We start from the raw sequence: 25972 nt of genomic DNA on the forward strand, positions 1-25972 counted from the left end.
GGCCGTCAGCGTGCCGCTCCCGTCAGCCGGGCCAGGGCCTCCGTCTCGCGCGGCGGACGGCCCAGTTCGCCGAGCCGCCAGGACGCCACCCACGGCACGCGGTACACGTCGATGACCGACTCCAGCGACCTGACCCGCTGGGCGAGCGGACGCGGCAGCCGGCCCGGGGCGTCCGCCACCAGGACGACGGCGTCCAGGTCGAGCCCCTGCGGAGCCCGGCCGCGCCGGAAGATCTCCACCGCTCCGGCGACCGTGTCCAGTCCGGCCGCGTGCGTCCGCGCGACCAGCAGCACCGACGCGGGGTCGCCGGGGCCGGGCCAGGACCGGCCGCTGTCGTGGCCGCCGTAGACCGCGGCGAGCGTGGAGACGCCCGCGCCGCCGTGCGTGCCGACCCAGGAGAAGCGCCGTGCCACGGCACGGTCGTGCGCGGGCTCCGGCGGTCCCGGCTCCGGGGCGGTCACCGGGCCGCGCAGCCAGATCTCCGGCCCCTGTCGCATGCCTGTGTGCATGCCCCTCTCCTCCCTCGTGCACCCGCTCTTCATGCCCTCGGGAACGACCGTGCCGAGGCCGGCGGGCCTTGGGACGAGCCTGTGACACCGTGGTGACGTGAGAAACCGGGGCGAGCGGACACACTCGCAGGTAGGTGTACGACGCCGAGTGAGGGGACGATGTCGCGACTCAGCCGCGAGAAGAAGCGGGAACAGGAGCAGGCCGCACGCGCGGTGACCCCGGCGGCGCCGATCGACGTCCATGTCCCCGGGGCCGGAACGGACGTGGGAGGGGGAACCGGCGGGGTGTCCGACGGCGCCTCCGTCGGCGGCGTCCCGGTCTTCGCGGCCCCCGGCGAGGAGATCCAGCGGGCCGTCCTGAACCGCCTCCACCACATCGCCCTCGCCGCCGGCCATCCCGTCCTCGCGACGATCCGCGACGAGCGCATCGGCTACGTCGTCCCGCTCCAGGTCGACCCGGACGGCTCCAGCCACTTCACGGCCGAGCCGGTCGCCACGAACCCGCCGGAGCCGCAGCACGCCCGAGGCACCGACGCCGTGAAGCCCCCCGAGCCGCAGCACGCCCGGAGCGGCGGAGCCCCGGCCCCGCCGCAGTCGCAGCCGCAGTCGCGGCCCACCCGGAGTGACGCCACGACGGCGCCCGAGCCGCAGCACCCGCGGAGCGACAGCGCCACGCACGTGCTGCGTGCCGTGCCGGAGGCCGGCCGCGGCTCGGCCCCGACGTTCCCGCTGCGGGCCGTGCCCGAGCCGCAGCCGGCCGATGAACCCGTACCGACGTTCGGGCTGCGTGCCGTACCGGAGTCGGCGGAGCCTGCGCCGGAGGACGCGCCACCGGCCCCGGGTGCGGCGAGGCCGCCCGGCACCGTCGCACCGCCCACCGGCGAGTTCGGCCCGCCCCCGCCCATGGACGCGCGGCCGCTCCCCGTCCCCGAGGCCCGCCCGGCTCCGCGACCCGAACCGGTCCCCGAAGACGCCCTGATCGCCGCCGACCCCGACCCCAAGCCCACCCCCGCCCGCGGCTTCGACGCCGTCGCGGAGGCCGTGCTCGGGGACGAACCCCTCACCGCCCCGGGCGATCCCGCCGCGCCCGCGCTCCTCGCGGAGCCGGTCGCGCGGATCAACGAGGCGGTGAGGGAGGGCAGGATCGAGGCCGCGGCCGGGCTGGCGGAGCAGACCGTCACCCAGGCGTCGGGAACGCTGGGGCCGGAGCACCCCGAGGTGCTCCGGCTGTGCGAACTCACCGCTTACATCGCCTACTTGGCAGGCGACCCGATCCGCGCCTGCCGGCTGTCGCTCGACCTGGCCGGTGCCCGCCGCCGGGCCGGCGACGCGGAGGCCGCCTACGGCAACGTGGAGAGCGCGGCCACCGCCTGGCGCGCGGTGCGCGACCCGGCGCTGGGGCTGGAGCTGGGGCGCGACCTGATCGGCCTGTGGACGGAGCTCGCCGCCGAGGACGGCCCGGCCGCCGAGGAGGTCGAGCAACTGGAGTCGGCCCGCGCCCGCATGGGCCGCCTGACCGAACGCGCCCGTAACGGGTAGGCGCTGCCCGGGGGCTACTCCGACAGCTCCCACACCGCGTGCGCGAGGGCGTCGCTGTTGCGGTTCAGGGCGGTGTCGTTGATGTTGGCGGTGGTGTCGCAGGAGGAGTGGTAGCAGCGGTCGAAGGACCGCCCGGCCGTACCGCCCCACTTGGCCGCCTGCGCCGCCGTCTTCGTCCGGCTGGCCCCGGTGAACAGGCCGCCCACCGGAACGCCCGCGCTCTTGAAGGGCGCGTGGTCGGAGCGGCCGTCGCCCTCGGTCTCGATCTCGGTCGGGACGCCGATGCCGCCGAAGTAGTCCTTGAAGGTCTTCTCGATCGCCGGGTCGTCGTCGTAGACGAAGTAGCCGGGGTTCGGGGAGCCGATCATGTCGAAGTTCAGGTAGGCGCTGATCCTCGAACGGTCGCCGGTGGCCAGCCGGTTGACGTAGTAGCGGGAGCCGACCAGGCCGAGTTCCTCCGCGCCCCACCAGGCGAACCGCAGGTGCTTGGTGGGTTTGTACTGCGCCCGGGACACGGCGAGGGCGGTCTCCAGGACGGCGGCCGAGCCGGAGCCGTTGTCGTTGATGCCGGGCCCGGAGGAGACGCTGTCGAGGTGCGAGCCGGCCATCACGACCTGGTTCGCGTCGCCGCCCGGCCAGTCGGCGATCAGGTTGTAGCCGGTGCGGCCGGAGGCGGTGAACTGCTGGATCGTGGTGGTGTATCCGGCGGCGTCCAGCTTGGCCTTCACGTAGTCGAGCGAGGCCTTGTAACCGGCCCGGCCGTGCGCCCGGTTGCCGCCGTTGGCGGTGGCTATGGACTGCAGCTGCGACAGGTGGGTCTTGACGTTCGCCACGGGTATGTCCGGCGCGGCGGCGGATCTGGAGGGAGCGGATGACGCGGCGTCGGCCACGGCACCGCCGGTCAGGAGCATGGCTGTTGCCATGCCGCCCGCGGCGACGGCGCGCGCGGAAACGGAGAGCTTCATGTGGGGGCTCCGGATTCCGTCGGGCGGCCCGTGGGGTGTCCACGGGCCGCCCACAGTGAATGGGGTGCCTGGATGGTGAAGCTGCTACTGACTCTCCGTCAAGGTTCTTATTCGGACAGGGCGTTATGGAGCGCACCCTCCGGCGCGCATCTCATTGGACGCAGAACTCGTTCCCCTCCGGGTCCGCCATCACGACCCACTCGCCGCCCTGCTCCTTCACCCGCCGCAGCGCACTCGCCCCGAGCCCCTCCAGCCGTGCGACCTCCTCCTCGCGCCGTCCCTCGCCCGGGTGCAGATCGAGGTGCAGCCGGTTCTTGACCGTCTTCGCCTCCGGTACCCGCTGGAACAGCAGCCGCCGCCCCAGTCCGGTCCCGCTCTCCTCATCGAACGGGTCCTCGGGGTGCCGTACGGCGATCAGGTCCCGGAAGGCGCGGCGGCCGTGGAACTCGACCGTGGCCTCCTCCGGCAGGGCGCCGAAGCCGAGCAGCTTGCCGATGAGGGCGCTGTTGTCCTCGACCTCGTACCGGAGGGCGGCGGCCCAGAAGTCGGCCTGCGTGTGCGGGTCGTTCGCGTCGATGACGAGTTTCCAGTGCACGGGAGTGGGTGATGAGGGCGTCTGCGTCATGTAACCACTTATACTGGTTAGGTGAGTGGACGCACAGGGGAAACGCCGGATCGAACACCCGGCCTGACGCTGGTCTCGGGCCAGGGCAAGGCTTACCGCTTCGACCCCGGCACCCTGTGCCTGGAGCTGACGACGACGGGCGGCCCCGGGGCCTTCGCCCGCTGGGAAGTGCTGCACGAGCCCTCTGACCTGGTCACCTGGGCCGGGCGCAGCCGGCTGCCGGACGGGCTGGACCTCACCGTCTCCGCCGGGGAACTGGAGCGGGCACGCACCCTGCGCGACGCCGTGTTCCTGCTCGCGGCCGACCGCGCTCACGGCCGCCCCCTGCAGGCCGCCCACCTGGACGCGGTCAACGCCGCCGCGGCCGAGTCCCCGCTGGTCTCCCGCATCGAGCCCGACGGCACCCGTGCCTGGGCCCCGGGCGCCACCGGCACGCACCTGCTCGCGACCGTCGCCCGCGACGCGATCGACCTGTTCACCGGGCCCTACGCCGACCGCGTCCGCGAGTGCGGCGCCCACAACTGCCACCTGCTCTTCGTCGACACCTCCCGCCCGGGCCGCCGCCGCTGGTGCGCGATGGAGCACTGCGGAAACAGGGAGAAGGCCCGGGTGCACCGGGCCCGCCACACCCCTACGAAGCCGTAGCCTCCGAGCCCTCCGCCGCGCGGGTGTCGTACGCGGTCCGGGCCTGCGCGACCTCCTCCTGGTGCTCCTCCGTCCAGGCCCCACTCCAGTGAGCGCAGGTCACCGTCAGCATCCGCCGGCGGCCTCGGGTACAAGAGGGAACCGGCCCTCAGTTGCGTAGCCGTCCCTTGCCGGAGGAGTGTTGACTCATGGGCACCCGTGCCTGGGCGCTGCTGCTCGTTCTGTGCGGAACGATCTTCCTCGAAGGCATCGACGTCGCGATGATGGCGGTGGCGATCCCGGCCGTCCGCGCCGATCTGGGTCTTGCCACCGCCACCGCGGCCTGGGTGATGAGCGCCTATGTGCTCGGCTACGCCGGCTTCACGCTGCTGGGCGGACGGGCCGCCGACCTGCTCGGACGGCGGCGGATGTTCCTGCTGTGGCTGACCGTCTTCCTCGCCTTCTCGGGGCTCGGCGGCTTCGCGACGGACGGCTGGATGCTGATCGTCGCCCGGTTCGTCACCGGCGTCGCCGCCGCGTTCATGACCCCGGCCGCGCTCTCCCTGATCACCACGTCCTACGAGGAGGGCCCGAAGCGCAACAAGGCCCTGCTGGTCTTCGCCGGGACGGGCGCGGCCGGCTTCTCCCTCGGTCTGGTGATCGGCGGTCTGCTCACCGCGATCGGCTGGCGCTGGGTGTTCTTCGCGCCCGTGCTGCTGGCCGCCGCACTGCTCGTCGCGGCCGTACGCCTGATCCCCCGGCGTGACGCCCCGCCGGACCGCCGCCGCACCTTCGACCTGCCCGGCGCGATCACCGCCGCCTGCGCCATGCTGCTGGCCGCCTACACCGTCGTACGCCTGGAACACGGACTGCACCACTGGCCGCTCACCCTGGCCTCGGGCCTCGCGGCCGTGCTCGTGGCCGGGGTCTTCGTGGCGGTCGAACGCCGCTGCCCCGATCCGCTCGTCCGGCTCGGCCTGCTGCGCCGGGGCCCGGTCGTACGCGCCGACCTGGGGGCGCTGCTCTTCCTCGGCGCCTTCTTCGGCTTCCAGTTCGTCGTCACGCTCTACCTTCAGGAACTGCGCGGCTGGTCGTCCCTGCAGACGGCGGTGGCCCTGGTCGTCATGGGCATCGACGCCTTCCTCGCGCCGACGCTCACGCCCCGACTGGTCACCCGCTTCGGCAACGCCCGGGTGATCGTCGGCGGCTTCCTGCTGGCCGTGGCCGCGTACGCGCTGTTCCTGCCGGTCGGCATGGACTGGTCCTACGCCATGATGTTCCCGACCCTGATCCTGTCCGGCTTCGCGTTCGCGCTGGCCTACGGGCCGCTGACGATCGCGGCGACGGACGGGGTGGCCGGGGCGGAGCAGGGCCTGGCCGGCGGGCTGCTGACCACGGCCACCCAGTTCGGCTCGGCGATCGGCATCTCGGCGGTGACCGCGGTCTACGGCCTGGCGTCCACCGGGTCCGGCCCGGAGGCCACACTCTCGGCGTTCCGCGCGGCGCTGTTCGTGCCGGTCGCCCTGGTGGTGCTGGGCACGCTGATCTCGTTGGTGAGCGTCCGGGAGGACCGCCGGGCGGTGCGCAACGCGTCCCAGGTGAGCAGCGTCAACGCCAGCCACACCAGCGCGAATCCGGCCCAGCGCTCCGGCGGCATCTCCTCGTGGAAGTAGAGGACGCCGAGGAGGAACTGGATGACCGGCGTCGAGTACTGCAGCAGGCCGATGGTGGACAGGGGCACGCGGATGGCGGCCGCGCCGAAGCAGACCAGGGGGAGCGCGGTGACGATGCCGGCCGAGGCGAGCAGCGCCGCGTGCCCCGCGCCCTCGCCGGCGAAGGTGGAGTCGCCCTGCGCGGAAAGCCACGCCAGGAAGCCGAGCGCGGGCAGGAACTGGATCGCGGTCTCGGCGGCCAGCGACTCGATGCCGCCGAGGCCCACCTTCTTCTTCACCAGCCCGTAGGTGGCGAAGGACAACGCGAGACAGAGGGAGATCCACGGCGGCTGGCCGTAGCCGATGGTCAGCACGACGACCGCGACGCAGCCGGTCCCGACCGCCGCCCACTGCACCGGCCGCAGCCGCTCCTTGAGGAGCAGCACGCCCATCGCGATGGTGACCAGCGGGTTGATGAAGTACCCGAGCGAGGCCTCGACCACGTGCCCGGAGTTCACGGACCAGATGTACAGGCCCCAGTTGACGGTGATGACCGCCGCGGCGACCGTGATCAGCGCCAGCTTGCGGGGCTGCCGCAGCAGCTCACCGGCCCAGGCCCAGCGGCGCAGCACGAGCAGGGCGGCGCCCACGAAGACCAGCGACCACACCATCCGGTGGGCCAGGATCTCCACCGCGCCGGCCGGCTTCAGCAGGGGCCAGAACAGGGGGACGAGCCCCCACATCCCGTAGGCCGCGAAGCCGTTCAGCAGTCCTATGTGCCGCTCACCCCTCGGCTTGCCGGTCACGGGCCCCTCCTTCGCGCCTGGCGTGTGTCCGCGTCCACGACGGTAACGCCGAGCGCCCCCGGCTGTCATGCCCGTATCGGCATACGGTCATGACAGTCCGGGGGTGTGGGCACTCAAGGGCCCGGCGGGGGAGTTCAGCCCTTGAGCGCGGTGGCGATGGCCTCGGTGAACGGAGTGGTCGGGCGGCCGGTCAGACGGGCCAGGTCGCCGGTGGAGACGACCAGCTCGCCCTTCTCGATGGAGACGTCGACGCCCGCGAGGGTCTGGGCGAACGGCTCCGGCAGGCCCGCTCCGGTCAGGATGCCGACCAGGGTTTCGGGGGAGACGGCGTTGTAGGTGATCTCCTTGCCGGTCTGCCGGCTCAGCTCGGCCGCGTACTCGGCGAAGCTCCAGGGGGTGTCGCCGCCCAGCTCGTACGTCTTGTTCTCGTGCCCCTCGCCGGTCAGCACGGCGACGGCGGCAGCGGCGTAGTCGGCGCGGGAGGCGGAGGAGACCCTGCCCTCGCCGGCCGCGGCGACGACCGCGTTGTGCTCCAGCACCGGGGCGAGGTTCTCGGTGTAGTTCTCGTGGTACCAGCCGTTGCGCAGCAGCGCGTAGGGCACGCCGGAGTCCAGCAGGATCTCCTCGGTGCCGCGGTGGTCGTCGGCGAGCGCGGCGGTCAGGGTGCCCGGGGCGCTGGTGTAGGCGAGCAGGGCGACACCGGCCGCCTTGGCGGCGTCGATGACGGCCTTGTGCTGCTGCACCCGGCCCTTGTCGAACTCGTTGCCGGAGATCAGCAGCACCTTGTCACCGGCGGAGAAGAGGCCGTCGAAGGAGGCGGGGGCGTTGTAGTCGGCGAGGGCGATCTGCACACCGCGGTCCGCGAAGTCGGCGGCCTTCTCCGCGCTGCGCACGACCGCGGTGATCTGCTCGGCGGGAACCTTCTCCAGCAGCTGCTCCACGACGTGACGGCCGAGGTGTCCGGTGGCTCCGGTGACGACGATGCTCATGGTGGGGACTCTCCTTGTGGGGTGCGTTGGCACTAACTCTAGGGTATGCGCTAACTCTTGGAAAGTACCCACTTTGAAGTAAGGTACTGGCATGGCAGTAAGTGAGAACGAGGCCATGTGCCCGCACCGGCTGGTCCTGGAGCACGTCACCAGCCGCTGGGGCGTGCTCGTCCTGATCGAGCTCCTGGAGCGCCCGTACCGGTTCAGTGAGCTGCGCCGGGCGATCAGCGGATCGGGCCGTGGAGTCAGCGAGAAGATGCTCACGCAGACCCTCCAGACCCTGGAGCGCGACGGGCTCGTCCACCGCGACGCCAAGCCCGTCATCCCGCCGCGCGTCGACTACTCCCTCACCGGCCTGGGCCGCGAGGCCGCCGAGCAGGTCCGGGGCCTGGCGGCATGGACGCACCAGCGCATGGACGCGGTGGAACAGGCCCGCCGGGCGTACGACGAGGCCCGGGCCGCGTCGTAAGCGGCCCGGGCCCCGGGGGTTCCCTTCGATCGGGTCAGCCCACGACCGTCCAGGTGTCGCCGCCCGCCAGCAGCGCGCCCAGGTCGCCCTTGCCGTGCTGCTCGATCGCGGTGTCCAGCTGGTCGGCCATCTGCGTGTCGTAGACGGGCCGCTCGACCGAGCGCAGGACGCCGATCGGGGTGTGGTGCAGGGTGTCCGGGTCGGCGAGGCGGGACAGTGCGAACGCCGTGGTCGGGGACGCGGAGTGCGCGTCGTGGACGAGCACCTGGTCCTCGTTGTCCGGCGTCACCGCGACCACCTTCAGGTCACCGGTCAGCGGGTCCCGCACGACACCCTTGGCCTGGTCGGCGCCGAACCGGATCGGCTTGCCGTGCTCCAGCCGGATCACGGCCTCCTCGGCCTGCTGCTTGTCCTTCAGGGCGTCGAAGGCACCGTCGTTGAAGATGTTGCAGTTCTGGTAGATCTCGATCAGTGCCGTGCCCTGGTGGGCGGCGGCCTGGCGCAGCACCTCCGTCAGGTGCTTGCGGTCCGAGTCCACCGTCCGCGCCACGAACGACGCCTCCGCGCCGATCGCCAGCGACACCGGGTTGAACGGCGCGTCCAGCGAGCCCATCGGCGTCGACTTCGTGATCTTCCCGACCTCGGAGGTCGGCGAGTACTGGCCCTTGGTCAGACCGTAGATCCGGTTGTTGAACAGCAGGATCTTGAGGTTGACGTTGCGGCGCAGCGCGTGGATCAGGTGGTTGCCGCCGATGGACAGCGCGTCGCCGTCACCGGTGACGACCCACACCGACAGGTCGCGGCGGGAGCTCGCCAGACCCGTGGCGATGGCGGGGGCACGGCCGTGGATGGAGTGCATCCCGTACGTGTTCATGTAATACGGGAAGCGGGAGGAGCAGCCGATGCCCGAGACGAAGACGATGTTCTCCTTCGCCAGCCCCAGCTCGGGCATGAAGCCCTGCACCGCCGCGAGGATGGCGTAGTCACCACAGCCGGGGCACCAGCGCACTTCCTGGTCGGACTTGAAGTCCTTCATCGACTGCCTGCCCTCGGCCTTGGGGACGAGGGAAAGCGCCTCGATGGTGCCCGTGCCGTGCGAGGACGTCTCAGCCATCGATGGCCTCCTTCAGAGCCGCGGCGAGCTGCTCCGCCTTGAACGGCATGCCGTTGACCTGGTTGTACGAGTGGGCGTCGACCAGGTACTTCGCCCGGATGAGGGTGGCGAGCTGCCCGAGGTTCATCTCGGGGATCACCACCTTGTCGTAACGCTCCAGCACAGAGCCCAGATTCCGCGGGAAGGGGTTGATATGGCGCAGGTGCGCCTGCGCGACCGATTCCCCGGCTCTGCGCAGCCGCCGCACCGCCGCCGTGATCGGCCCGTACGTCGAGCCCCAGCCCAGCACCAAGGCGCCTGCGCCGTCTGGGTCGTCCACGTCGAGATCGGGCACCTGAATACCGTCGATCTTGGCCTGCCGGGTGCGCACCATGAAGTCGTGGTTGGCCGGGTCGTAGGAGATGTTGCCCGAGCCGTCCTGCTTCTCGATGCCGCCGATCCGGTGCTCCAGACCCGGCGTGCCCGGGATCGCCCACGGGCGGGCCAGCGTCTGCGGGTCCCGCTTGTACGGCCAGAACACCTCGGAGCCGTCGTCGAGCGTGTGGTTCGGGCCCTGCGCGAACTGCACCCGCAGGTCGGGCAGCTCCTCGATGTCCGGGATCCGCCAGGGCTCGGAGCCGTTGGCCAGGTAACCGTCGGACAGCAGGAACACCGGCGTGCGGTACGTCAGCGCGATCCGCGCCGCCTCCAGCGCGGCGTCGAAGCAGTCCGCCGGCGTGCGCGGCGCGACCACCGGCACCGGAGCCTCGCCGTTGCGCCCGTACATCGCCTGCAGCAGGTCCGCCTGCTCGGTCTTGGTGGGCAGACCCGTCGACGGACCGCCGCGCTGGATGTCCACGATCAGCAGCGGCAGCTCCAGGGAGACCGCGAGGCCGATCGTCTCGGACTTCAGCGCCACACCCGGGCCGCTCGTCGTGGTCACGGCCAGCGAACCACCGAAGGCCGCGCCCAGCGCCGCCCCGATCCCGGCGATCTCGTCCTCCGCCTGGAAGGTCCGCACCCCGAAGTTCTTGTGCTTGCTCAGCTCGTGCAGGATGTCCGACGCCGGAGTGATCGGGTACGACCCCAGGTACAGCGGCAGATCCGCCTGCCGGCTCGCCGCGACCAGCCCGTACGACAGGGCGAGGTTGCCGGAGATGTTGCGGTAGACACCCGGCGGGAACGCCGTGGCCGCCGGGGCGACCTCGTAGGAGACGGCGAAGTCCTCGGTGGTCTCGCCGAAGTTCCAGCCGGCCCGGAACGCGGCGATGTTGGCCGCCGCGATGTCGGGCTTCTTCGCGAACTTCGACTTCAGGAACTTCTCCGTGCCCTCGGTGGGCCGGTGGTACATCCAGCTCAGCAGGCCCAGCGCGAACATGTTCTTGCTGCGCTCGGCCTCCTTGCGGCTGAGGTCGAACTCCTTCAGCGCCTCGACCGTGAGCGTGGTCAACGGCACCGGGTGCAGGTGGTAGCCGTCCAGCGACCCGTCCTCCAGCGGAGACGTCTCGTAGCCGACCTTCTGCATCGCCCGCTTGGTGAACTCGTCCGTGTTGACGATCACCTCGGCGCCGCGCGGCAGGTCGCCGATGTTCGCCTTCAGGGCCGCCGGGTTCATCGCGACCAGCACGTTCGGCGCGTCACCGGGGGTGAGGATGTCGTGGTCGGCGAAGTGCAGCTGGAAGGACGACACCCCCGGCAGGGTTCCGGCGGGCGCCCTGATCTCGGCCGGGAAGTTCGGCAGTGTCGACAGGTCGTTGCCGAACGACGCGGTCTCCGAGGTGAAACGGTCACCGGTGAGCTGCATACCGTCACCCGAGTCCCCCGCGAACCTGATGATCACTCGGTCGAGGCGACGGACATCCTTCGCGCCCGCCGCTTTGCGCTGCTCTCCTAGGACTGCTTCGTCGGCCTGCTCCGCTGGGCTACTGACCTGGCTGGTCACTGAACTGGACCTCCCTCGAGGCGGCTGTCCGGGACAGGCCTTCCCGCAGGCCCTCCCAGGATCAACCCTACGACCGCAAGGGTCGCCTTCTTTGTGTCATTCGCATCTTGGACACGACTTTGGGATGATCATGCGCCCGGACTTGTCCGGGTTTGAGGAGGTCAGGAGTTGAGGTACGTCAGCACGGCGAGCACCCTGCGGTGGTCCCCCTCGCTCGGGGACAGCCCCAGCTTCAGGAAGATGTTGCTGACATGCTTCTCGACCGCCCCGTCGCTGACCACGAGCTGCCGCGCGATCGCCGAGTTCGTACGCCCCTCGGCCATCAGCCCCAGCACCTCCCGCTCCCGCGGGGTGAGCCCCGCCAGCACGTCCTGCTTACGGCTGCGGCCCAGCAGCTGAGCGACCACCTCCGGATCGAGCGCCGTACCGCCCCCGGCCACCCGCACCACCGCGTCCACGAACTCCCGCACCTCGGCCACCCGGTCCTTCAGCAGATAGCCGACACCCCGGCTGGAGCCCGCGAGCAGCTCCGTGGCGTAGCGCTCCTCCACGTACTGCGACAGCACCAGCACCCCGAGCCCCGGGTGCGCCTTGCGCAGCTGCACCGCCGCCCGCACGCCCTCGTCCGTGTGCGTCGGCGGCATCCGCACGTCCGCCACGACCACGTCGGGCAGCTCGCCCTGCGCGTCCAGCTCCGTGATGGTCTTGATCAGTGCCTCGCCGTCACCCACACCGGCGACGACGTCATGTCCGCGGTCGGTCAGCAACCGGGTCAGGCCCTCCCTGAGCAGCACTGAATCCTCGGCGATGACCACCCGCACCCTGTCCTCCACGATGTTCGGCCCCCCACCCCGACGCCGCCCGTCCGCAGCCCACAACGGCTCCGCGCCCACCCGTGCGACGGGTCCAGCATTTCAGGGTCGGGGGGTGTGTCGGGACGGGACCGGCTTCTTGACTGGCCGATCGGGTGGTGGGGGAAGCTTCGAGGCCGGAGGCGATCGCCCCCGGCCCCGTCACGGCTCGCGGGGGCCGGGCCCCCGCCGGGGTCACCGCACGTGCTCCCCCCGCCACGGCAACTCCGCGGTCACCCGGGTCGGCCCGCCCGCCGGGGAGTCCACCACCAGGATCCCGTCCACCGCGTCGAGCCGTTCCGCCAGCCCGGCCAGTCCGGATCCCTCGGACACCTCGGCCCCGCCCACGCCGTTGTCCACGACCTGCAGCATCAGCCGGTTCTCCGTCCGCCACACCTCGACGCCCGCCCAGGTGGCCCGCGCGTGCTTGCTGACGTTCTGGAGCAGCTCCGACACCGTGAAGTACGCGATCCCCTCGATGGCCGGCGCCGGCCGCTCCGCCAGGTCGACCTCGACCCGCACCGGCACCGTGCACCGCGACGCGACCGCCGACAGCGCCGCGTCCAGCCCCCGGTCGGTCAGCACCGCCGGATGGATCCCCCGGGCCAGGTCCCGCAGCTCCTGAAGGGCCGTCTTCACCTCACCGTGCGCCTCGTCCACCATCCGCGCGGCAGCCCGCGGATCCTCCTGGAGCTTCTCCTTCGCCAGCCCCAGGTCCATCGCCAGCGCCACCAGCCGGGCCTGCGCCCCGTCGTGCAGATCCCGCTCGATGCGCCGCAGGTCGGCGGCGGCGGTGTCCACCACGACCCCACGGTCCGACTCCAGCTCCACCACCCGCGAGGCCAGCCGCGACGGCCCGAGCAGCCCGTGCACCATCAGCCGGTCCACCATCGTCAGCGCCCGCACGATCCACGGCGTGGCGATCGTGAACAGCAGACCCACCAGCGCGGTCACCGTGATCTCGAAGGGGTTGTCGAGGTAGATTCGGTGCGTCTCGTCGCCGTACAGCTGGATCCCCTCCTGGCCGGCGTACATCGGGAACACCCAGCACCACAGCGGGTACGTCAGCAGCGCCCAGCCCAGCGCCCACACGTTCACGGCGACGACGAACGAGAACACCGCCCAGGGCAGATGCAGCACCGCGTACAGCAGGGCCCGCCACGAGGCGCCGCTCTTGAGAACGGCCCCCATCCACGCCATCGCGCCCGGCTTGGTCATCCGCAGCGGGTCCGGCTCGGCCACCTCCAGGCCCAGCAGCGCCCGCGCCCGCATCCGCTCCAGCGCCCCGAAGCCGCGGCACCCGGCGAGCGCCGCCGCCAGCACCGGTACACCGAGGAACGTGACCAGCAGTCCCGCCCCCAGCGACACCATCGTGACCGCGTAGGTGAACAGCAGGATGCTGATCGGCAGGCTGAGCAGCACATGGGTGAGCTCGAGCCAGGTGCGGCCCTCGACCGGCGCCCGCAGCGCGGCCGGCAGCCGGTGCCGCCGTTCGGTGCTCCCGGGGAACCCGGGCCCGCTGTCGAGCCCGTATCCCTGTCCGTACTCCGTGGCCATCGGCGCCGTCCTTCTCCTCGTCCCGCGGCTGTGCTCCCGTACCTCCACCCTGCTCCGCCGCAGGTCGGCGGACCATGGAGTCCGTCGGCGTCTTGGACGGGGGGTTTTCCCTACCTCCGGACCTTGCGCCGAGGGCGGTGTCCGCGGGGGCGCCGACGGGCGGTGGCCGTGTCGGTGGTGTTCGCGGGGTCGCTTGCGGGCGGTGGCCGTGTCGGCGGTGTCCGCCGTGGAGAGGGCTAGCGGGCGGTGCCCGCGTCGGCGGTGTCCGTGCGGTTGCGCCATGGCAGTTCCGCCGTGACCGTCGTCGGGCCGCCCACCGGCGACTCCAGGACGAACAGCCCGTCGACGGCGTCGAGCCGGTCCGCCAGGCCCTTCATCCCCGTACCGCCGTCGAGGCTCGCGCCCCCGCCCCCGTCGTCCCACACCTGAATGAGCAGCCGGGTGTTCGTCCGCCACAGATCCACCGAGGCCGACCTCGCCCCGCTGTGCTTGCTGACGTTCTGCAGCAGCTCCGAGACGGTGAAGTAGGCGATGCCCTCGATGGCCGCGGCCGGCCGCTCCGGCAGATCGACCGTCACCTTCACCGGGACCGTGCAGCGCGAGGCGACCGAGGAAAGGGCCGCGTCCAGCCCGCGGTCGGTCAGGACCGCCGGGTGGATGCCGCGCGCCAGGTCCCGCAGTTCCTGGAGCGCCAGCTTCACCTCGCCGTGCGCCTCCTCGACCATCGCCGCCGCCGCGTCGGGATCCTCCAGCACCTTCTCCTTGGCCAGGCCGAGACCCATGGCCAGATGGACCAGCCGGGCCTGCGCCCCGTCGTGCAGATCCCGCTCGATGCGCCGCAGGTCGGCCGCGGCCGTGTCGACCACGACCCCCCGGTCCGACTCCAGCTCGGCGATCCGCCGCTCCAGCTCGTCGGAGGGCGACAGCAGCGCCCGCACCATGGCCCGGTCGGCATTGGTCAGCCCCCGCGCGATGAACGGCAGCACCGGCCACAGCACGAACAGCGAGGCCAGCGTGACGGTGAAGGTGAGGACACCCCACGGCAGCCGGATGAACTCGTACAGGACCGTGCGCCAGCCCACAGGGTCCTTCAGCTGCATCCACAACCGCTGGAAGAAGCCGCCCCCGCCGCGCAGCCGCAGCCGGCTCGGCTCCTCGATCCGCACCCCGAGCAGCGCCCGGGCCCGCGCCCGCTCCAACCTCCCCAACTGCCGCGCGCCCACGAGTCCGGCCGCGAGGAGCGGGAACCCGATCACCGTGACGGTCAGCCCGAAACCGGTGGACAGCACCGTCACGACATAGGTGAAACCGAGCAGCGCGACCGGAAGGTTCGCCAGCAGGTGCGCGATCTCTTTCCACGTGTGCCGGTCATAGGCGAACCGGGCCGGCGGCGGACGGTCGTCCGGCCCCGCGGCCACCAGGGCCGCCGTCGTGCCCGAGGACGGGATGCGTTGGGTCATACGCGTTAGCGTGCCCGGCGGCGGGCGACGGCGCCATGAGGTGGACCGCCAGGATCAACTGAGGAAAACCCCACCCCCGCATGCCGGGCCGTGACGGGCTGCTTACCCTGCCCTTATCAGGGCCTAGACTCCCGTGCGTACAGATCGTCGTACGGCGGCGCCCCAGTGAGCCGCAGCATCGTCGCAGGATCCAGGTCCGAGTTTCAGGGAGCGAGGGACGGACGTGCCGGAACCGACCGTCGTCACCACGACCGTCGTCGCGGCGGACTACTTCCAGTCCTATTCGGTCGTCGGGCTGCTCGCCGTCGTCGGCGTGCTGTTCGTCGCCGTCGCCTTCGGGGCCGGCCGCCTGCTGCGGCCCGTGGTCCCCACCCCCGAGAAGCTCCTGACGTACGAGTGCGGCGTCGACCCCGTCGGAGAGGGCTGGGCCCACACCCAGGTCCGCTACTACGTGTACGCCTTCCTCTACGTGATCTTCGCCGTCGACTCGATCTTCCTGTTCCCCTGGGCGACCGTCTTCGCCGCCCCCGGCTACGGCGCGACGACCCTGGTCGAGATGTTCATCTTCCTCGGCTTCCTGGCCGTCGGCCTGCTCTACGCATACAAGAAGGGCGTCCTGTCATGGACGTGAACCCCTCGGTGTCCGAGCCTGTTCTGCTGCCCGAGCCCAAGCGGCTCGGCGCCCTGGCCCGCCTCGCCCCCGAGCCGATGAAGGTCGTCCTCAACTGGGGCCGCCGCTACTCGCTCTGGGTCTTCAACTTCGGCCTCGCCTGCTGCGCGATCGAGTTCATCGCCGCGTCGATGGCCCGCCACGACTTCATCCGCCTCGGCGTGATCCCGTTCGCCCCGGGCCCGCGCCAGGCCGACCTGATGGTGGTCTCCGGCACGGTCACGGACAAGATGGCCCCGGCCGTGAAGCGCCTCTACGAGCAGATGCCGGAGCCGAAGTACGTCATCTCCTTCGGCGCGTGCAGCAACTGCGGAGGCCCCTACTGGGACTCGTACTCCGTCACCAAGGGCGTCGACCAGATCATCCCCGTCGACGTCTACGTCCCCGGCTGCCCGCCGCGGCCCGAGGCGCTGCTCCAGGGCATCCTCAAGCTCCAGGAGAAGATCGCCCGCGAGTCGCTGGGGGAGCGGTACGGCAGCGGCGCGGGGCGTCCTTCGGCGGCGGCGCTGCAGAGCGGACTGATGCAGCCTCCGGCCCCCGCCCCGCCCGCCCCGGGCTCCGACTCGACGCCGGGGGAGGGACGATGAGCGCGGTCGGCTGGCTGCCCGCCGGCGCCGAGGAGCTCTTCGGCACGGACGCCACGGCCGAGGAGTCGTACGAGGTCCTGACGGTCGACGTACCCGCGGCCGCCTGGATCTCCGCCCTGGAGACCGCCCGCGACCGGCTCGGCTGCACCTACTTCGACTGGCTGAGCGCGGTCGACGAACCGGGCACGGGCTTCCGCGTCACGGCACACGTCGCGGCCCTGTCCCCGCTGCGACGCCTCCTCCTCCGTACGACGGTCCCGCACGAGGCTCCCGCCCTGCCCTCCGCCGTCGGTGTCTACGCGGGTGCCGCGTGGCACGAACGCGAGACGCACGAGATGTTCGGCGTCACCTTCGAAGGCCACCCCGCGCTGGACCACCTGCTCCTGCCCGAGAACTTCGAAGGCCACCCCCTGCGCAAGGACTTCGTCCTCGCCGCCCGCGTCGCAAAGGCCTGGCCCGGCGCGAAGGAACCGGGCGAGTCGGAACACGGCGGCCCCAAGCGCCGCCAGATGCTCCCGCCCGGCGTCCCCGACCCCAACGAATGGGGCCCCCTCAAGGGCCAACTCCCTCCGGCCCCCGCCCGAGGCGCGGGCCGCGCAGCGGGCGAACGCCCCACCCGAGGCGCAGCACGCCCCGCGGGAGAACGCCCGGTACGGCGCACCCGCTCGGCATCGGAGGGCTCGACGAGCCAGCCCGCTGCGGGTGCGGAGGCTCCGGCTGCGGGGCGGCGTGCGCGTACGGCTGCTGAAGGCTCGGCGAGCCAGTCCACGCCCGGCGAGCCGACCGCTCCGGCCTCGGCGGGACCGCGGCGTAACCGCTCGGCGTCGCAGGGTTCGGCGAGCCAGCAGCCCAGCGCCCCGGCAGCCCCGACGCCCGATTCCGGGCCCCCGACGACGGGCCCGGAGTCCGTGACGTCCGGTTCCGCGTCCCCGACCTCCGGCCCCGAGGCCGCGACGTCCGGTTCGGGAGCAGGGGCGACTGGTTCCGGGACCCCGGCGACGGGCCCGGAGTCCGTGACGTCCGGTTCCGCGTCCCCGACCTCCGGCCCCGAGGCCGCGACGCCCGATTCCGGAGCAGCAGCCACCGATTCCGCGACGCCGACGACTGGTTCGGAGCCGTCGACCGGTTCCGAGCCGTCGGCCGCTGAGGCCGGAGCCCCGACCCTGTCGGCGGGACCGCGCCGGGCGCGCAGCGCATCGGAGGGCAGCGCGAGCCAGAGGACAGGGTCCGACCGCGGCGACAGCCGGCCAGGCAGGACGGCGAGCACCCCACGCAGCTCGGATGCCCCCTGGCATCACGCCCGTCCGGCCTTCGACGAACCGGCCCCCGAACCGTCGCCGGAGGCAGCGCAGGTGCCGGTTTCAGAGCCGTCGGGTGGGTCGCAACCCTCCGAGCCCGCGGACAACCCGGAGTCCTCGGACAACCCGGAGTCCTCGGACAGCCCCGAGAGCTCGGACACCCCGGACACCCCGGGCACCCCCGGCACTCCGAAGTCGGCGAACAGTCCGAAGCCCACGGGCGACAACGCGAAGCCCACCGACAAGCCCGACAACCCCGAGGACCCCACAGGAGGCCCGCAGTGAACGACGTGCTCGACGTCGCCCTGCGACTTCTGGTCGTCTTCGTCGTCTTCCTCACCTTCCCTCTGGTCATCGGCCAGACCGAACACAAGGTGATGGCCCACATGCAGGGCCGCCTCGGCCCCATGTACGCCGGCGGCTTCCACGGCTGGGCCCAGCTGATCGCCGACGGCGTGAAGTTCGCGCAGAAGGAGGACATCGTCCCCGCGGGCGCCGACCGCCGCATCTTCCAGCTGGCCCCCGCCGTCGCCCTCCTGCCGTACCTCCTCGTCCTGCTCGCCATTCCCATCGGCCCCGGCGAGGGAGCCGTCGGCCAGGTCATCGACGCGGGCGTCTTCTTCGTCCTGGCCGTCATGGGCGTCGGCGTCCTCGGCTCGCTCATGGCCGGCTGGGCGTCCGCGAACAAGTTCTCCCTGCTCGGAGGTCTGCGCACCGCCGCCCAGCTCCTCGCCTACGAACTGCCGATGCTCCTGACCGCCGCCTCGGTGGCGATGGCGGCCGGCACCGTCTCCCTCACCGGCATCCTCGACGCCTTCGAGTGGTGGTGGCTGCCCTGGCAGATCGTCGGCGCGATCGTCTTCTTCGTGGCCGGCCTCGCCGAACTCCAGCGCCCGCCCTTCGACATGCCCGTTGCCGACTCGGAGATCATCTTCGGCGCGTACACCGAGTACACCGGCCTCCGTTTCGCTCTCTTCCTCCTCGCCGAGTACGCCGGAATCGTCGTCCTGTGCGGACTGACCACCGTCCTCTTCCTGGGCGGCTGGCACGGCCCCTGGGGCGCCGACGGCCTCGGCTGGGTCTGGACCCTGCTGAAGGCAGCCGTCCTCGCCTTCCTCGTGATCTGGCTGCGCGTCACCTATCCCCGCCTGCGCGAGGACCAGCTCCAGAAGCTCTCCTGGACCCTCCTCGTCCCCCTCTCCCTCGCCCAGATCGCCCTCACCGGCATCGTCAAGGTGGTGATCCAGTAACCATGGCCCCCATTCCTGGCAGTGGCCTCGCCAAGGGCCTGGCCGTCACCCTCCGCACGATGACGAAGAAGTCCGTCACCGCGCAGTACCCGGACGCCCAGCCCGACCTCCCGCCCCGCACCCGCGGTGTGATCGGCCTGTTCGAGGAGAACTGCACGGTCTGCATGCTGTGCGCCCGCGAGTGCCCCGACTGGTGCATCTACATCGACTCCCACAAGGAGACGGTCCCGGCGGCGACCCCGGGCGGCCGCGAGCGCAGCCGCAACGTCCTCGACCGCTTCGCCATCGACTTCTCCCTGTGCATGTACTGCGGCATCTGCATCGAGGTCTGTCCTTTCGACGCCCTTTTCTGGTCCCCTGAGTTCGAGTACGCCGAGACGGACATCCGCGAGCTCACCCATGAGCGCGACAAGCTCCGCGAGTGGATGTGGACCGTCCCGGCCCCGCCGGCCCTCGACCCCGGCGCGGAGGAGCCGAAGGAACTCGCCACCGCCCGCAAGACCGCCGACAAACTCGCCGCCCAGCAGGCCCCGCCGGCCACCGAACCCCACGCCGACGAGCAGGCCCGCGCCGCCGAGCAGCCCACCCGGCCGCAGGGCGACTCCAAGCAGCAGACCGACCAGCCGAAGCCGGATCTCCCGAAGCCGGGTCACTCGACGCCGGATCACCCCCAGCCGGGGCAGGAGGGCTCGGAATGACCCTCGCCGCGACCGCCGCTCTCCTCGCGACGGGCCCGACCACCGGGGCCGCCGCCGAAACCCACGGCTTCCTCTCCCCGACCGGCGTCGAGATCGCCTTCCTCCTCGTCGGCCTGGTCACCTTCGGCGCCGCGCTCGTCACCGTCACCACCCGGCAACTGGTGCACGCCGCCCTGTGGCTGGTGGTCACCCTCGGTGGCCTCGCCGTCGAGTACCTCCTGCTCACCGCCGAGTTCATCGCCTGGGTGCAGGTCCTCATCTACGTCGGTTCCGTCGTCGTCCTCCTCCTGTTCGGACTGATGCTCACCAGGGCCCCCATCGGTCGCTCCCCGGACGCCGACTCCGGCAACCGCTGGGCCGCCCTCACCGTGGCCGTCGCCGCTGCCGCCGCCCTGGTCTGGGTCGTCGTCGACGCGTTCCGCACCACCTGGATCGACCTGGACGGTGCCGCCGCCGGCTCCACCGAGGCCACCGGCGCGAGCCTCTTCCAGAACTGGGTCCTCCCCTTCGAGGCCCTCTCCGTCCTCCTCCTCGCCGCACTGGTCGGCGCGATCGTCCTGTCCCGCAAGGCGAAGGCGGAGTCGAGCTCTCCCCCTGTGAACTCACGGAGTGCCACCAAGAGTTCCCGAACGGTCACAGAGAGTTCCGATCAGGAAGGTGCCCGCTGATGCACCTCGCCTATCCCGCCGTGCTCTCCGCCCTCCTCTTCTGCACGGGCCTGTACGGCGTCCTCGCCCGCCGCAACGCGATCCTGGTCCTGATGTCGGTCGAGTTGATGCTCAACGCCGTCAACCTCAACCTGGTCGCCTTCGACGTCTGGCTCAGCAGGACCGCCGAGGAGACCCTGCACTCCGGCCAGGCCCTGACCCTGTTCACCATCGCCATCGCCGCCGCCGAGATCGGCATCGGCCTGGCGATCGTCCTCGCCGTCCACCGCAACCGCGGCACCGCGGACATCGACAAGCTCCGCGACACCGCCGAACGGCACGACCCCGACGACCCCGACCACGACGCCCGCGCGGCCGAGCAGTCCGACGAGGCCCAGAAGGCTGAGGCCACCGCGTGACCACGACCACCCTCGCCGTTCTTGTTCCCCTCCTTCCGTTCCTCGGCGCCGCCGCCGGCCTGCTCCTCGGCCGCACGGCGCCCGGCTTCGTCCGTCCGCTCGCCGTCCTGCCGACGCTCACCTCTCTGGTGCTCGCCGCGCTGGTCGCCGTACGCCAGGGCGGCGGCGCGGCCGTCGACTCGGCCACGGAACTCACCCCCACCGGCTCGGTCCCGATCGAGCTCGCCCTGCACATCGACGGCTTCGCCGCCCTCGTCGCGGTCCTGGTCGGCCTGGTCGCCTCCTGCGTGCAGATCTACTCGACGGGCTACCTGCGCGACGACCCGCGTTACCCCTCCTACGCCGCTCTCGTCTCGCTGTTCACCGCCGCGATGTTCCTCGTCGTCTACTCCGGCGACCTGATCGTGCTGCTGGTCGGCTGGGAAGTCATGGGCATCTGCTCCTACTTCCTGGTCGGCCACTACTGGGAGACCCCGGAGGCCCGCGCCGCCTCCCTCAAGGCCTTCCTGGTCACCAAGCTCGGCGACGTCCCCTTCCTCATCGGCCTCTTCGCCCTGGCCACCGACGCCGGCTCGTTCCGCATCACCCGGATCCTCGGCACCGTCGCGAGCGGCGGGCTCGACCACCCGACACTGATCGCCCTGCTGCTCCTGGCGGGCGTGGCGGGCAAGTCGGCGCAGTTCCCGCTGCACACCTGGCTCCCCGACGCGATGGCGGGCCCGACCCCCGTCTCCGCGCTGATCCACGCCGCGACGATGGTCGCCGCCGGTGTCTACTTCATCGCCCGTCTCCTTCCGGTCTTCGAGGCCTCCCAGGCCGCGATGGTCGTCCTCGCCGTCATGGCCGCCGTCACGATGGCCGGCTCGGCGCTCGCCGCGCTCGCCCAGGACGACATCAAGCGCGTCCTCGCCTACTCGACGATCGGCCAGCTCGGCTACATGACCGGCGCCCTCGCGGTCGGCGACCGCGGCGCCGCCGTCTTCCACCTCCTGTCCCACGGTGCCTTCAAGGCGCTGCTGTTCCTCGCCGCGGGCGTGATCATCCACGCCGCCGGCACCAACTCGCTCGCCGCCATGTCCCGCATGCGCAACCTGAGCGGCCGCGTCCCCGACGCCTACTGGACGATGACCGTGGCGCTGCTCGCGCTCGCTGCGATCCCCCCGTTCAGCGGCTTCTTCTCCAAGGAGGCCGTCCTCGGAGTCGCCGAGCACGTCGTCACCGGCCACACCGAGCACGCCCCCGCCGCAGCGGGCTGGATCGTCCTCGTCGCCGGCCTGCTCACGGCCGTGCTCACCGCCGCCTACGCGATGCGCCTGTGGCTGCTGGCCTTCCGGGGCCGGGGGATCGAAGCCCCCGACCACGGCAGGCAGCCGCTGACGATGACCGTCGTGCTGTGGGTGCTCGCCGCCCCGTCCCTGGCCCTCGGCGGGTTCGCGTTCCGCCTGCTGCCCGACTGGTTCGACGGACGCGACCTCAGCCCGACCCTGACCACCTCCGTGCTCGGCACGGGCGTGGCCCTGGTCGGCGGCATCGTCACCTACGCGGCCTGGCGGCACACCACCGCGCTCACCGCCCGCGTCCCGCTCGGCGCGGTCGCGGCCCACCCGGAGGGCGACGCCGCCCAGGTCGAGGCGGAGGCGATCGCCACGCACAAGCCGGCCTACGGGGACATCGCCTACGCGCCGGACCCCGCGGACCCGGGACGCCTGCTGCTCGGCCCCCTGCACCGGCACGCGGCCGCCGGCTTCCACCTGGACGCCGTGTACACGGCCCTCTTCGTCCGGCCCGTCCAGGCCGGAGCGAGCCTCGTCCGGTTCCTCGACCGCGAGGTCGTCGAGACCTACGTCCGCGGTGCGGGTGCGCTGCCACGCTGGCTCGGCGCCGCCGTACGACGCGCCCAGACCGGCAACGTCCAGACCTATGTGAGCGCGCTGCTCGCCGGCACCGTCGTCCTCGCGGTCGCCGCCGTCCTCGTCGCCACGGGAGCGTGAGCAGGCGTGATCGATATCAACGAGTCCGTGATGCAGTTCCTTCTGGCGTTCGTCGTCGTCGGCCCGCTCCTCGGCGCCGCCGCGGCTCTCCTGCCGGCCCCGCCCGGGCTGAAGGGGAAGTCACCCGAGCAGGCCGTGCTCCGGCACGGCATGACCGTCACCGGCGCGGTCCTCGTCGCGGCGATCGTCCTCGCGGTCGGCTTCGACCACGACCAGCCGTCGAAGATGCAGGCCAGCACGGACATCAGCTGGATCCCCGCACTTGACGTACGCATCCACCTCGGCATCGACGGCATCTCCCTCCCCCTCCTGGTCCTGACCGCGCTGCTGACCTTCCTCTGCGCGCTCTACTCGTACTTCAAGATGCCCGCGGGGCCGACCCCGAAGGCCTTCGTCGCCCTGCTGCTCGTCCTCGAGTCCGGCACGCTCGCGACCTTCGCCGTCCTCGACCTGGTGCTGTTCTTCCTCGCCTTCGAGATGGTCCTCATCCCGATGCACTTCCTCATCGCCCGCTGGGGCGGTGAAGGCCGGAGCCAGGCCGCCTGGCGATTCATCCTCTACACGCTGCTCGGCTCCGTGGTCATGCTGCTCGGCCTGCTCCTGATCGGGATCAAGGCGGGCACGTTCGACATGATGGCACTCGCCACTGACAACGGCCGGTCGCTGACCACATCCGTGCAGGTCATCGCGGTTCTGGCGATCGGGATCGGACTCGCGGTCAAGACGCCGATGTGGCCGCTGCACAGCTGGCTGCCCGACGCCCACACCGCCGCGCCGACCGTCGGCTCGGTCCTCCTGGCGGGCGTCCTGCTGAAGATGGGAACGTACGGATTCGTCCGGATCCTGCTGCCCGTCGCACCGGACGGGTTCCGCGTCTTCGCGCCCTACCTCGCCGCCCTCGCCGTCGTCGGCATCATCTACGGATCGCTGGCCTGTCTGGCCCTCGCCAAGCAGGGCGCGAAGGGCGACCTCAAGCGCCTCATCGCCTACTCCTCCGTCGGCCACATGGGCTTCGTCCTGCTCGGCATCGCCACGATGACCCCGACCGGCGTGAACGGCGCCCTGTTCGCCAACATCGCCCACGGCCTCATCACCGGCCTGCTCTTCTTCCTGGTCGGCGCCCTGAAGGACCGCACCGGCACCACCGACCTCGACACCCTCGCCGAGGAGACCGGTGCCGCCCTCTACGGCAAGGCCCCGCGCCTGGGCGGCCTGCTCGCCTTCGCCGCCGTCGCCTCGCTCGGCCTGCCGGGCCTGGCCGGCTTCTGGGGCGAGATGCTGGCCCTGTTCGGCGCGTTCCAGCCGGCAGCGGGCCTCAGCCGTCCCGCCTTCCTCACCTTCATGGCGATCGGCGCGTTCGGCACGCTGCTGACGGCCGCGTACCTGCTGATCGTGGTCCGCCGCGTCTGCATGGGCGCGCTGCCTCAGGACGCCCCGAAATTCACTGACGTGCGCTCCTACGAGTTCGCGGCCTGGACCCCGCTCGTCGTCCTCACCGTCGTCGCGGGCCTGTGGCCCAGGGCTCTCCTCGGCCTGAGCGACCCGGCCGTCCAGCAGCTCCTCGCAGGAGGCACCCGATGAGCTCCCCGGCCCAGCCCCTGGCGGAGTCGCTGGTCCAGTCCGTCGACTGGCTCGCGATCGCGCCGCCCACCATCGCGGCGGTCGTCGGACTCGTCGTCCTGGTCGCCGACCTGTTCGTCGCCGAGCACCGCAAGGCTCTGCTCGGCTGGACGTCGGTGGCGGGCCTGGCCGCCGCCACGGTGCTGCTGCTGCCCCTGCTGGACGGCGACCGCAGCACCTTCTGCCTGACCGGCGACGCCACCGTGTGCAGCTACACGGCCGACCGCTTCACCCTGGTCATCCAGTTCCTGGTCCTCGGCGGCGCCCTCCTCGCCGCCCTCCTTTCGGTCACCGCCCTGAAGGACGCCCGCAAGGAACTCCCCGAAGGCGAGTACTGGTTCCTGCTGCTGTCCTCCGCGGCCGGCGCCGCCCTCCTGCCCGCCTCCCGCGACCTCGCGACCCTGATCGTCGCCCTGGAGGTCGCCTCCCTGCCCGCCTTCGCACTGGTCGGCCTGCGGTACGGCGACCGGAAGTCCTCCGAAGCGGCCCTCAAGTTCTTCCTGTCCTCGGTCACCGCGACCGCGGTCAGCCTCATGGGCATCAGCTTCCTGTACGCCACCACGGGCACCCTGTACCTCACCCAGGTCGCCGACCGTATCCAGAACGTGGACGGGCAGTTCCACACGCTCGCCCAGACCGGCGTCGTCCTCACCCTCGTCGGCTTCGCCTTCAAGACGGCCGCCGTGCCCTTCCACTTCTGGGTGCCCGACACCTACGTGGGGGCGCCTCTGCCGATCGCGGCCTACCTGTCGGTCATCGGCAAGGCGGTCGGCTTCAGCGGACTGATCCTCGTCACGGTCGTGGCCCTCCCGTCGTACGCCGACGTCTGGGGTCCCGCCCTGGCGGCCCTGGCCGCGCTCACCATGACCGTGGGCAACGTCGGAGCCCTGCGTCAGCAGGCCACGCGCGCGTACAGCGCGGTACGCCTGCTCGCCTGGTCCTCCGTCGGCCAGGCCGGCTACCTCTTGGTGCCGATCGCCGCCGCCGCGTACTCCGGGGACGCCGAGAAGTCGATCGGCTCCACCGTGGCCTACGCCCTGATGTACGGCGCCGTGAACCTCGGCGCCTTCGCCGTGGCCGCGCTCGTCGGCCGGACGAAGACCCTGAACCGCGTCGCCGACTACCGCGGCCTGTACGCCTCCAGCCCCCTGTCCGCGCTCCTCCTGGCGTTCTTCCTGCTGTGTCTCGCCGGGCTGCCGCCGGGCATCATCGGGCTCTTCGCCAAGGTCACCGTCTTCTCGGCGGCCGTCGACGCCGGCCTCGGCTGGCTGGCGGTGGTCATGGCCGTCAACGTCGTCATCGCGCTGTTCTACTACCTCCAGTGGACGGCCCTGCTCTTCCGCGCCCCCGAAGGCGAGCCCGAGAAGCACCGCGTCCCCGGCCCGGTCACCGCCGCGATCGCCCTGACCGGTGTCCTCGGCATCGTCCTGTCCGGCGCACCCCAGATGGTCCTGCGCTTCACCGACACCGGGCTCTTCTGAACGAACCGGGCGCGCCGGGAAACGGCCGCTCACACCGCGCGCGCGTGGGGCACCCGCTCCCACGCGCGCGTGCCGCTTCCCGGTGCCGTCACCCGGACAGTCCACACCCGCCGCCGCACGCACAAGGGAACTAGAGCCTCCCGCCTGGCGTTGACCAGTACGGGAGGGTCCACTGGACGTGAGAACGCGGCACCAGTGGCACTGCATTCAGCAAGCAAGGGTCCCCCTGC

General features: G+C 71.7%; 23 protein-coding genes and 1 pseudogene. 14 read left to right on the forward strand and 10 right to left on the reverse strand.

Features of this window, described 5'->3' with window-relative positions; translation table 11 throughout:
* Positions 1-5 precede the first annotated feature (5 nt).
* Positions 6-509, reverse strand: coding sequence for a DUF6668 family protein (locus tag G3I77_RS23480; RefSeq protein ID WP_248506852.1), 504 nt, complete (start codon positions 507-509; stop codon positions 6-8).
* A 159-nt stretch (positions 510-668) separates the two neighbouring features.
* Here G3I77_RS23480 and G3I77_RS23485 point away from each other — a divergent pair, with 159 nt between their 5' ends.
* Positions 669-2048 carry a tetratricopeptide repeat protein gene (locus G3I77_RS23485; protein WP_248506854.1) on the forward strand — a complete coding sequence of 460 codons (1380 nt, stop codon included), beginning with the start codon at positions 669-671 and terminating at the stop codon, positions 2046-2048.
* Between the two features lie 14 nt (positions 2049-2062).
* Here the strand turns inward: G3I77_RS23485 and G3I77_RS23490 are convergent, their stop codons facing one another.
* Complete coding sequence (locus G3I77_RS23490) at positions 2063-3013, reverse strand: M28 family metallopeptidase (RefSeq protein ID WP_248506859.1); 951 nt, start codon at positions 3011-3013, stop codon at positions 2063-2065.
* Positions 3014-3164: 151 nt separating this feature from the next.
* Positions 3165-3638, reverse strand: coding sequence for a VOC family protein (locus G3I77_RS23495; RefSeq protein WP_248506861.1), 474 nt, complete (start codon positions 3636-3638; stop codon positions 3165-3167).
* Positions 3639-3707: 69 nt separating this feature from the next.
* Between G3I77_RS23495 and G3I77_RS23500 the strand changes: the two genes are divergently transcribed.
* Both G3I77_RS23500 and G3I77_RS23505 read left to right on the forward strand, forming a co-directional pair.
* Positions 3708-4283 (forward strand): CGNR zinc finger domain-containing protein, encoded by a 576-nt coding sequence (locus tag G3I77_RS23500; RefSeq protein ID WP_282573832.1) that lies wholly within the window; start codon positions 3708-3710, stop codon positions 4281-4283.
* 263 nt (positions 4284-4546) lie between these two features.
* A pseudogene (locus G3I77_RS23505) lies at positions 4547-5626 on the forward strand (MFS transporter); the annotation flags it as partial.
* Positions 5627-5706: 80 nt separating this feature from the next.
* On the opposite strand, the gene rarD reads toward G3I77_RS23505, so the two are convergent.
* Positions 5707-6720 (reverse strand): EamA family transporter RarD, encoded by a 1014-nt coding sequence (gene rarD / locus G3I77_RS23510; RefSeq protein ID WP_308311410.1) that lies wholly within the window; start codon positions 6718-6720, stop codon positions 5707-5709.
* 134 nt (positions 6721-6854) lie between these two features.
* Entirely contained in the window at positions 6855-7709 is an 855-nt protein-coding gene (locus G3I77_RS23515) for an SDR family oxidoreductase (protein ID WP_248506867.1), read from the reverse strand.
* Between the two features lie 91 nt (positions 7710-7800).
* Between G3I77_RS23515 and G3I77_RS23520 the strand changes: the two genes are divergently transcribed.
* The gene (locus tag G3I77_RS23520) at positions 7801-8178 is read left to right on the forward strand and encodes a helix-turn-helix domain-containing protein (protein WP_248506868.1); all 378 of its coding nucleotides are present in this window, start codon (positions 7801-7803) and stop codon (positions 8176-8178) included.
* 34 nt (positions 8179-8212) lie between these two features.
* On the opposite strand, the gene G3I77_RS23525 is transcribed toward G3I77_RS23520, so the two are convergent.
* The 5 genes from G3I77_RS23525 to G3I77_RS23545 all read right to left on the reverse strand — a co-directional run bounded on the left by G3I77_RS23525 (position 8213) and on the right by G3I77_RS23545 (position 15081).
* On the reverse strand, positions 8213-9292 hold the full coding sequence (locus tag G3I77_RS23525) for a 2-oxoacid:ferredoxin oxidoreductase subunit beta (RefSeq protein WP_248506869.1): 1080 nt from the start codon (positions 9290-9292) through the stop codon (positions 8213-8215).
* On the reverse strand, positions 9285-11213 hold the full coding sequence (locus G3I77_RS23530; RefSeq protein ID WP_248506871.1) for a 2-oxoacid:acceptor oxidoreductase subunit alpha: 1929 nt from the start codon (positions 11211-11213) through the stop codon (positions 9285-9287). The genes G3I77_RS23525 and G3I77_RS23530 overlap by 8 nt, the downstream gene beginning before the upstream one ends.
* A 161-nt stretch (positions 11214-11374) precedes the next feature.
* Positions 11375-12034 (reverse strand): response regulator transcription factor, encoded by a 660-nt coding sequence (locus G3I77_RS23535; protein ID WP_308311412.1) that lies wholly within the window; start codon positions 12032-12034, stop codon positions 11375-11377.
* A 225-nt stretch (positions 12035-12259) separates the two neighbouring features.
* Entirely contained in the window at positions 12260-13621 is a 1362-nt protein-coding gene (locus G3I77_RS23540; protein ID WP_248506874.1) for a sensor histidine kinase, read from the reverse strand.
* A gap of 236 nt (positions 13622-13857) precedes the next feature.
* Positions 13858-15081, reverse strand: coding sequence for a sensor histidine kinase (locus G3I77_RS23545; protein WP_248506876.1), 1224 nt, complete (start codon positions 15079-15081; stop codon positions 13858-13860).
* Positions 15082-15304: 223 nt separating this feature from the next.
* Between G3I77_RS23545 and G3I77_RS23550 the strand changes: the two genes are divergently transcribed.
* From G3I77_RS23550 to G3I77_RS23595, 10 genes are read left to right on the forward strand one after another with little or no spacing between them, the layout of a single operon-like run.
* The gene (locus tag G3I77_RS23550; protein WP_248506878.1) at positions 15305-15712 is read left to right on the forward strand and encodes an NADH-quinone oxidoreductase subunit A; all 408 of its coding nucleotides are present in this window, start codon (positions 15305-15307) and stop codon (positions 15710-15712) included.
* Positions 15703-16338, forward strand: coding sequence for an NADH-quinone oxidoreductase subunit B (locus tag G3I77_RS23555; RefSeq protein ID WP_248506881.1), 636 nt, complete (start codon positions 15703-15705; stop codon positions 16336-16338). The genes G3I77_RS23550 and G3I77_RS23555 overlap by 10 nt, the downstream gene beginning before the upstream one ends.
* Positions 16335-17921 (forward strand): NADH-quinone oxidoreductase subunit C, encoded by a 1587-nt coding sequence (locus tag G3I77_RS23560; protein ID WP_248506883.1) that lies wholly within the window; start codon positions 16335-16337, stop codon positions 17919-17921. The genes G3I77_RS23555 and G3I77_RS23560 overlap by 4 nt, the downstream gene beginning before the upstream one ends.
* Complete coding sequence (locus G3I77_RS23565) at positions 17918-18886, forward strand: complex I subunit 1 family protein (protein WP_248506885.1); 969 nt, start codon at positions 17918-17920, stop codon at positions 18884-18886. The genes G3I77_RS23560 and G3I77_RS23565 overlap by 4 nt, the downstream gene beginning before the upstream one ends.
* Positions 18887-18888: 2 nt before the next feature.
* A complete protein-coding gene (locus tag G3I77_RS23570) occupies positions 18889-19584 on the forward strand; it encodes an NADH-quinone oxidoreductase subunit I (protein ID WP_248506888.1) in 696 nt (231 codons plus the stop codon).
* Positions 19581-20252, forward strand: a complete 672-nt coding sequence (locus G3I77_RS23575) for an NADH-quinone oxidoreductase subunit J (protein ID WP_248506890.1) — start codon at positions 19581-19583, stop codon at positions 20250-20252. The genes G3I77_RS23570 and G3I77_RS23575 overlap by 4 nt, the downstream gene beginning before the upstream one ends.
* Positions 20252-20650 carry an NADH-quinone oxidoreductase subunit NuoK gene (gene nuoK, locus G3I77_RS23580; protein ID WP_248506892.1) on the forward strand — a complete coding sequence of 133 codons (399 nt, stop codon included), beginning with the start codon at positions 20252-20254 and terminating at the stop codon, positions 20648-20650. The genes G3I77_RS23575 and nuoK overlap by 1 nt, the downstream gene beginning before the upstream one ends.
* Positions 20647-22641 (forward strand): NADH-quinone oxidoreductase subunit L, encoded by a 1995-nt coding sequence (locus tag G3I77_RS23585; RefSeq protein ID WP_248506894.1) that lies wholly within the window; start codon positions 20647-20649, stop codon positions 22639-22641. The genes nuoK and G3I77_RS23585 overlap by 4 nt, the downstream gene beginning before the upstream one ends.
* A 6-nt stretch (positions 22642-22647) precedes the next feature.
* Positions 22648-24222: an NADH-quinone oxidoreductase subunit M gene (locus G3I77_RS23590; protein WP_248506897.1), complete on the forward strand. Its 1575-nt coding sequence runs from the start codon at positions 22648-22650 to the stop codon at positions 24220-24222.
* Positions 24219-25742, forward strand: coding sequence for an NADH-quinone oxidoreductase subunit N (locus G3I77_RS23595; RefSeq protein WP_248506898.1), 1524 nt, complete (start codon positions 24219-24221; stop codon positions 25740-25742). The genes G3I77_RS23590 and G3I77_RS23595 overlap by 4 nt, the downstream gene beginning before the upstream one ends.
* Positions 25743-25972: the final 230 nt, after the last annotated feature.

The organism is Streptomyces sp. D2-8 (assembly GCF_023184515.1).
Lineage (GTDB): Bacteria > Actinomycetota > Actinomycetes > Streptomycetales > Streptomycetaceae > Streptomyces.

Excerpts from the sequence above, each read along its gene's own strand:
- G3I77_RS23520 (WP_248506868.1), top strand. The coding sequence starts at position 7,801 with ATGGCAGTAAGTGAGAACGAGGCCATGTGCCCGCACCGGCTGGTCCTG.
- G3I77_RS23525 (WP_248506869.1), bottom strand. The coding sequence starts at position 9,292 with ATGGCTGAGACGTCCTCGCACGGCACGGGCACCATCGAGGCGCTTTCC.
- G3I77_RS23480 (WP_248506852.1), bottom strand. The coding sequence starts at position 509 with ATGCACACAGGCATGCGACAGGGGCCGGAGATCTGGCTGCGCGGCCCG.
- G3I77_RS23485 (WP_248506854.1), top strand. The coding sequence starts at position 669 with ATGTCGCGACTCAGCCGCGAGAAGAAGCGGGAACAGGAGCAGGCCGCA.
- G3I77_RS23515 (WP_248506867.1), bottom strand. The coding sequence starts at position 7,709 with ATGAGCATCGTCGTCACCGGAGCCACCGGACACCTCGGCCGTCACGTC.
- G3I77_RS23555 (WP_248506881.1), top strand. The coding sequence starts at position 15,703 with ATGGACGTGAACCCCTCGGTGTCCGAGCCTGTTCTGCTGCCCGAGCCC.
- G3I77_RS23545 (WP_248506876.1), bottom strand. The coding sequence starts at position 15,081 with ATGACCCAACGCATCCCGTCCTCGGGCACGACGGCGGCCCTGGTGGCC.
- G3I77_RS23595 (WP_248506898.1), top strand. The coding sequence starts at position 24,219 with ATGAGCTCCCCGGCCCAGCCCCTGGCGGAGTCGCTGGTCCAGTCCGTC.
- G3I77_RS23570 (WP_248506888.1), top strand. The coding sequence starts at position 18,889 with ATGGCCCCCATTCCTGGCAGTGGCCTCGCCAAGGGCCTGGCCGTCACC.
- nuoK (WP_248506892.1), top strand. The coding sequence starts at position 20,252 with ATGCACCTCGCCTATCCCGCCGTGCTCTCCGCCCTCCTCTTCTGCACG.
- G3I77_RS23575 (WP_248506890.1), top strand. The coding sequence starts at position 19,581 with ATGACCCTCGCCGCGACCGCCGCTCTCCTCGCGACGGGCCCGACCACC.
- G3I77_RS23540 (WP_248506874.1), bottom strand. The coding sequence starts at position 13,621 with ATGGCCACGGAGTACGGACAGGGATACGGGCTCGACAGCGGGCCCGGG.
- G3I77_RS23490 (WP_248506859.1), bottom strand. The coding sequence starts at position 3,013 with ATGAAGCTCTCCGTTTCCGCGCGCGCCGTCGCCGCGGGCGGCATGGCA.
- G3I77_RS23560 (WP_248506883.1), top strand. The coding sequence starts at position 16,335 with ATGAGCGCGGTCGGCTGGCTGCCCGCCGGCGCCGAGGAGCTCTTCGGC.
- G3I77_RS23495 (WP_248506861.1), bottom strand. The coding sequence starts at position 3,638 with ATGACGCAGACGCCCTCATCACCCACTCCCGTGCACTGGAAACTCGTC.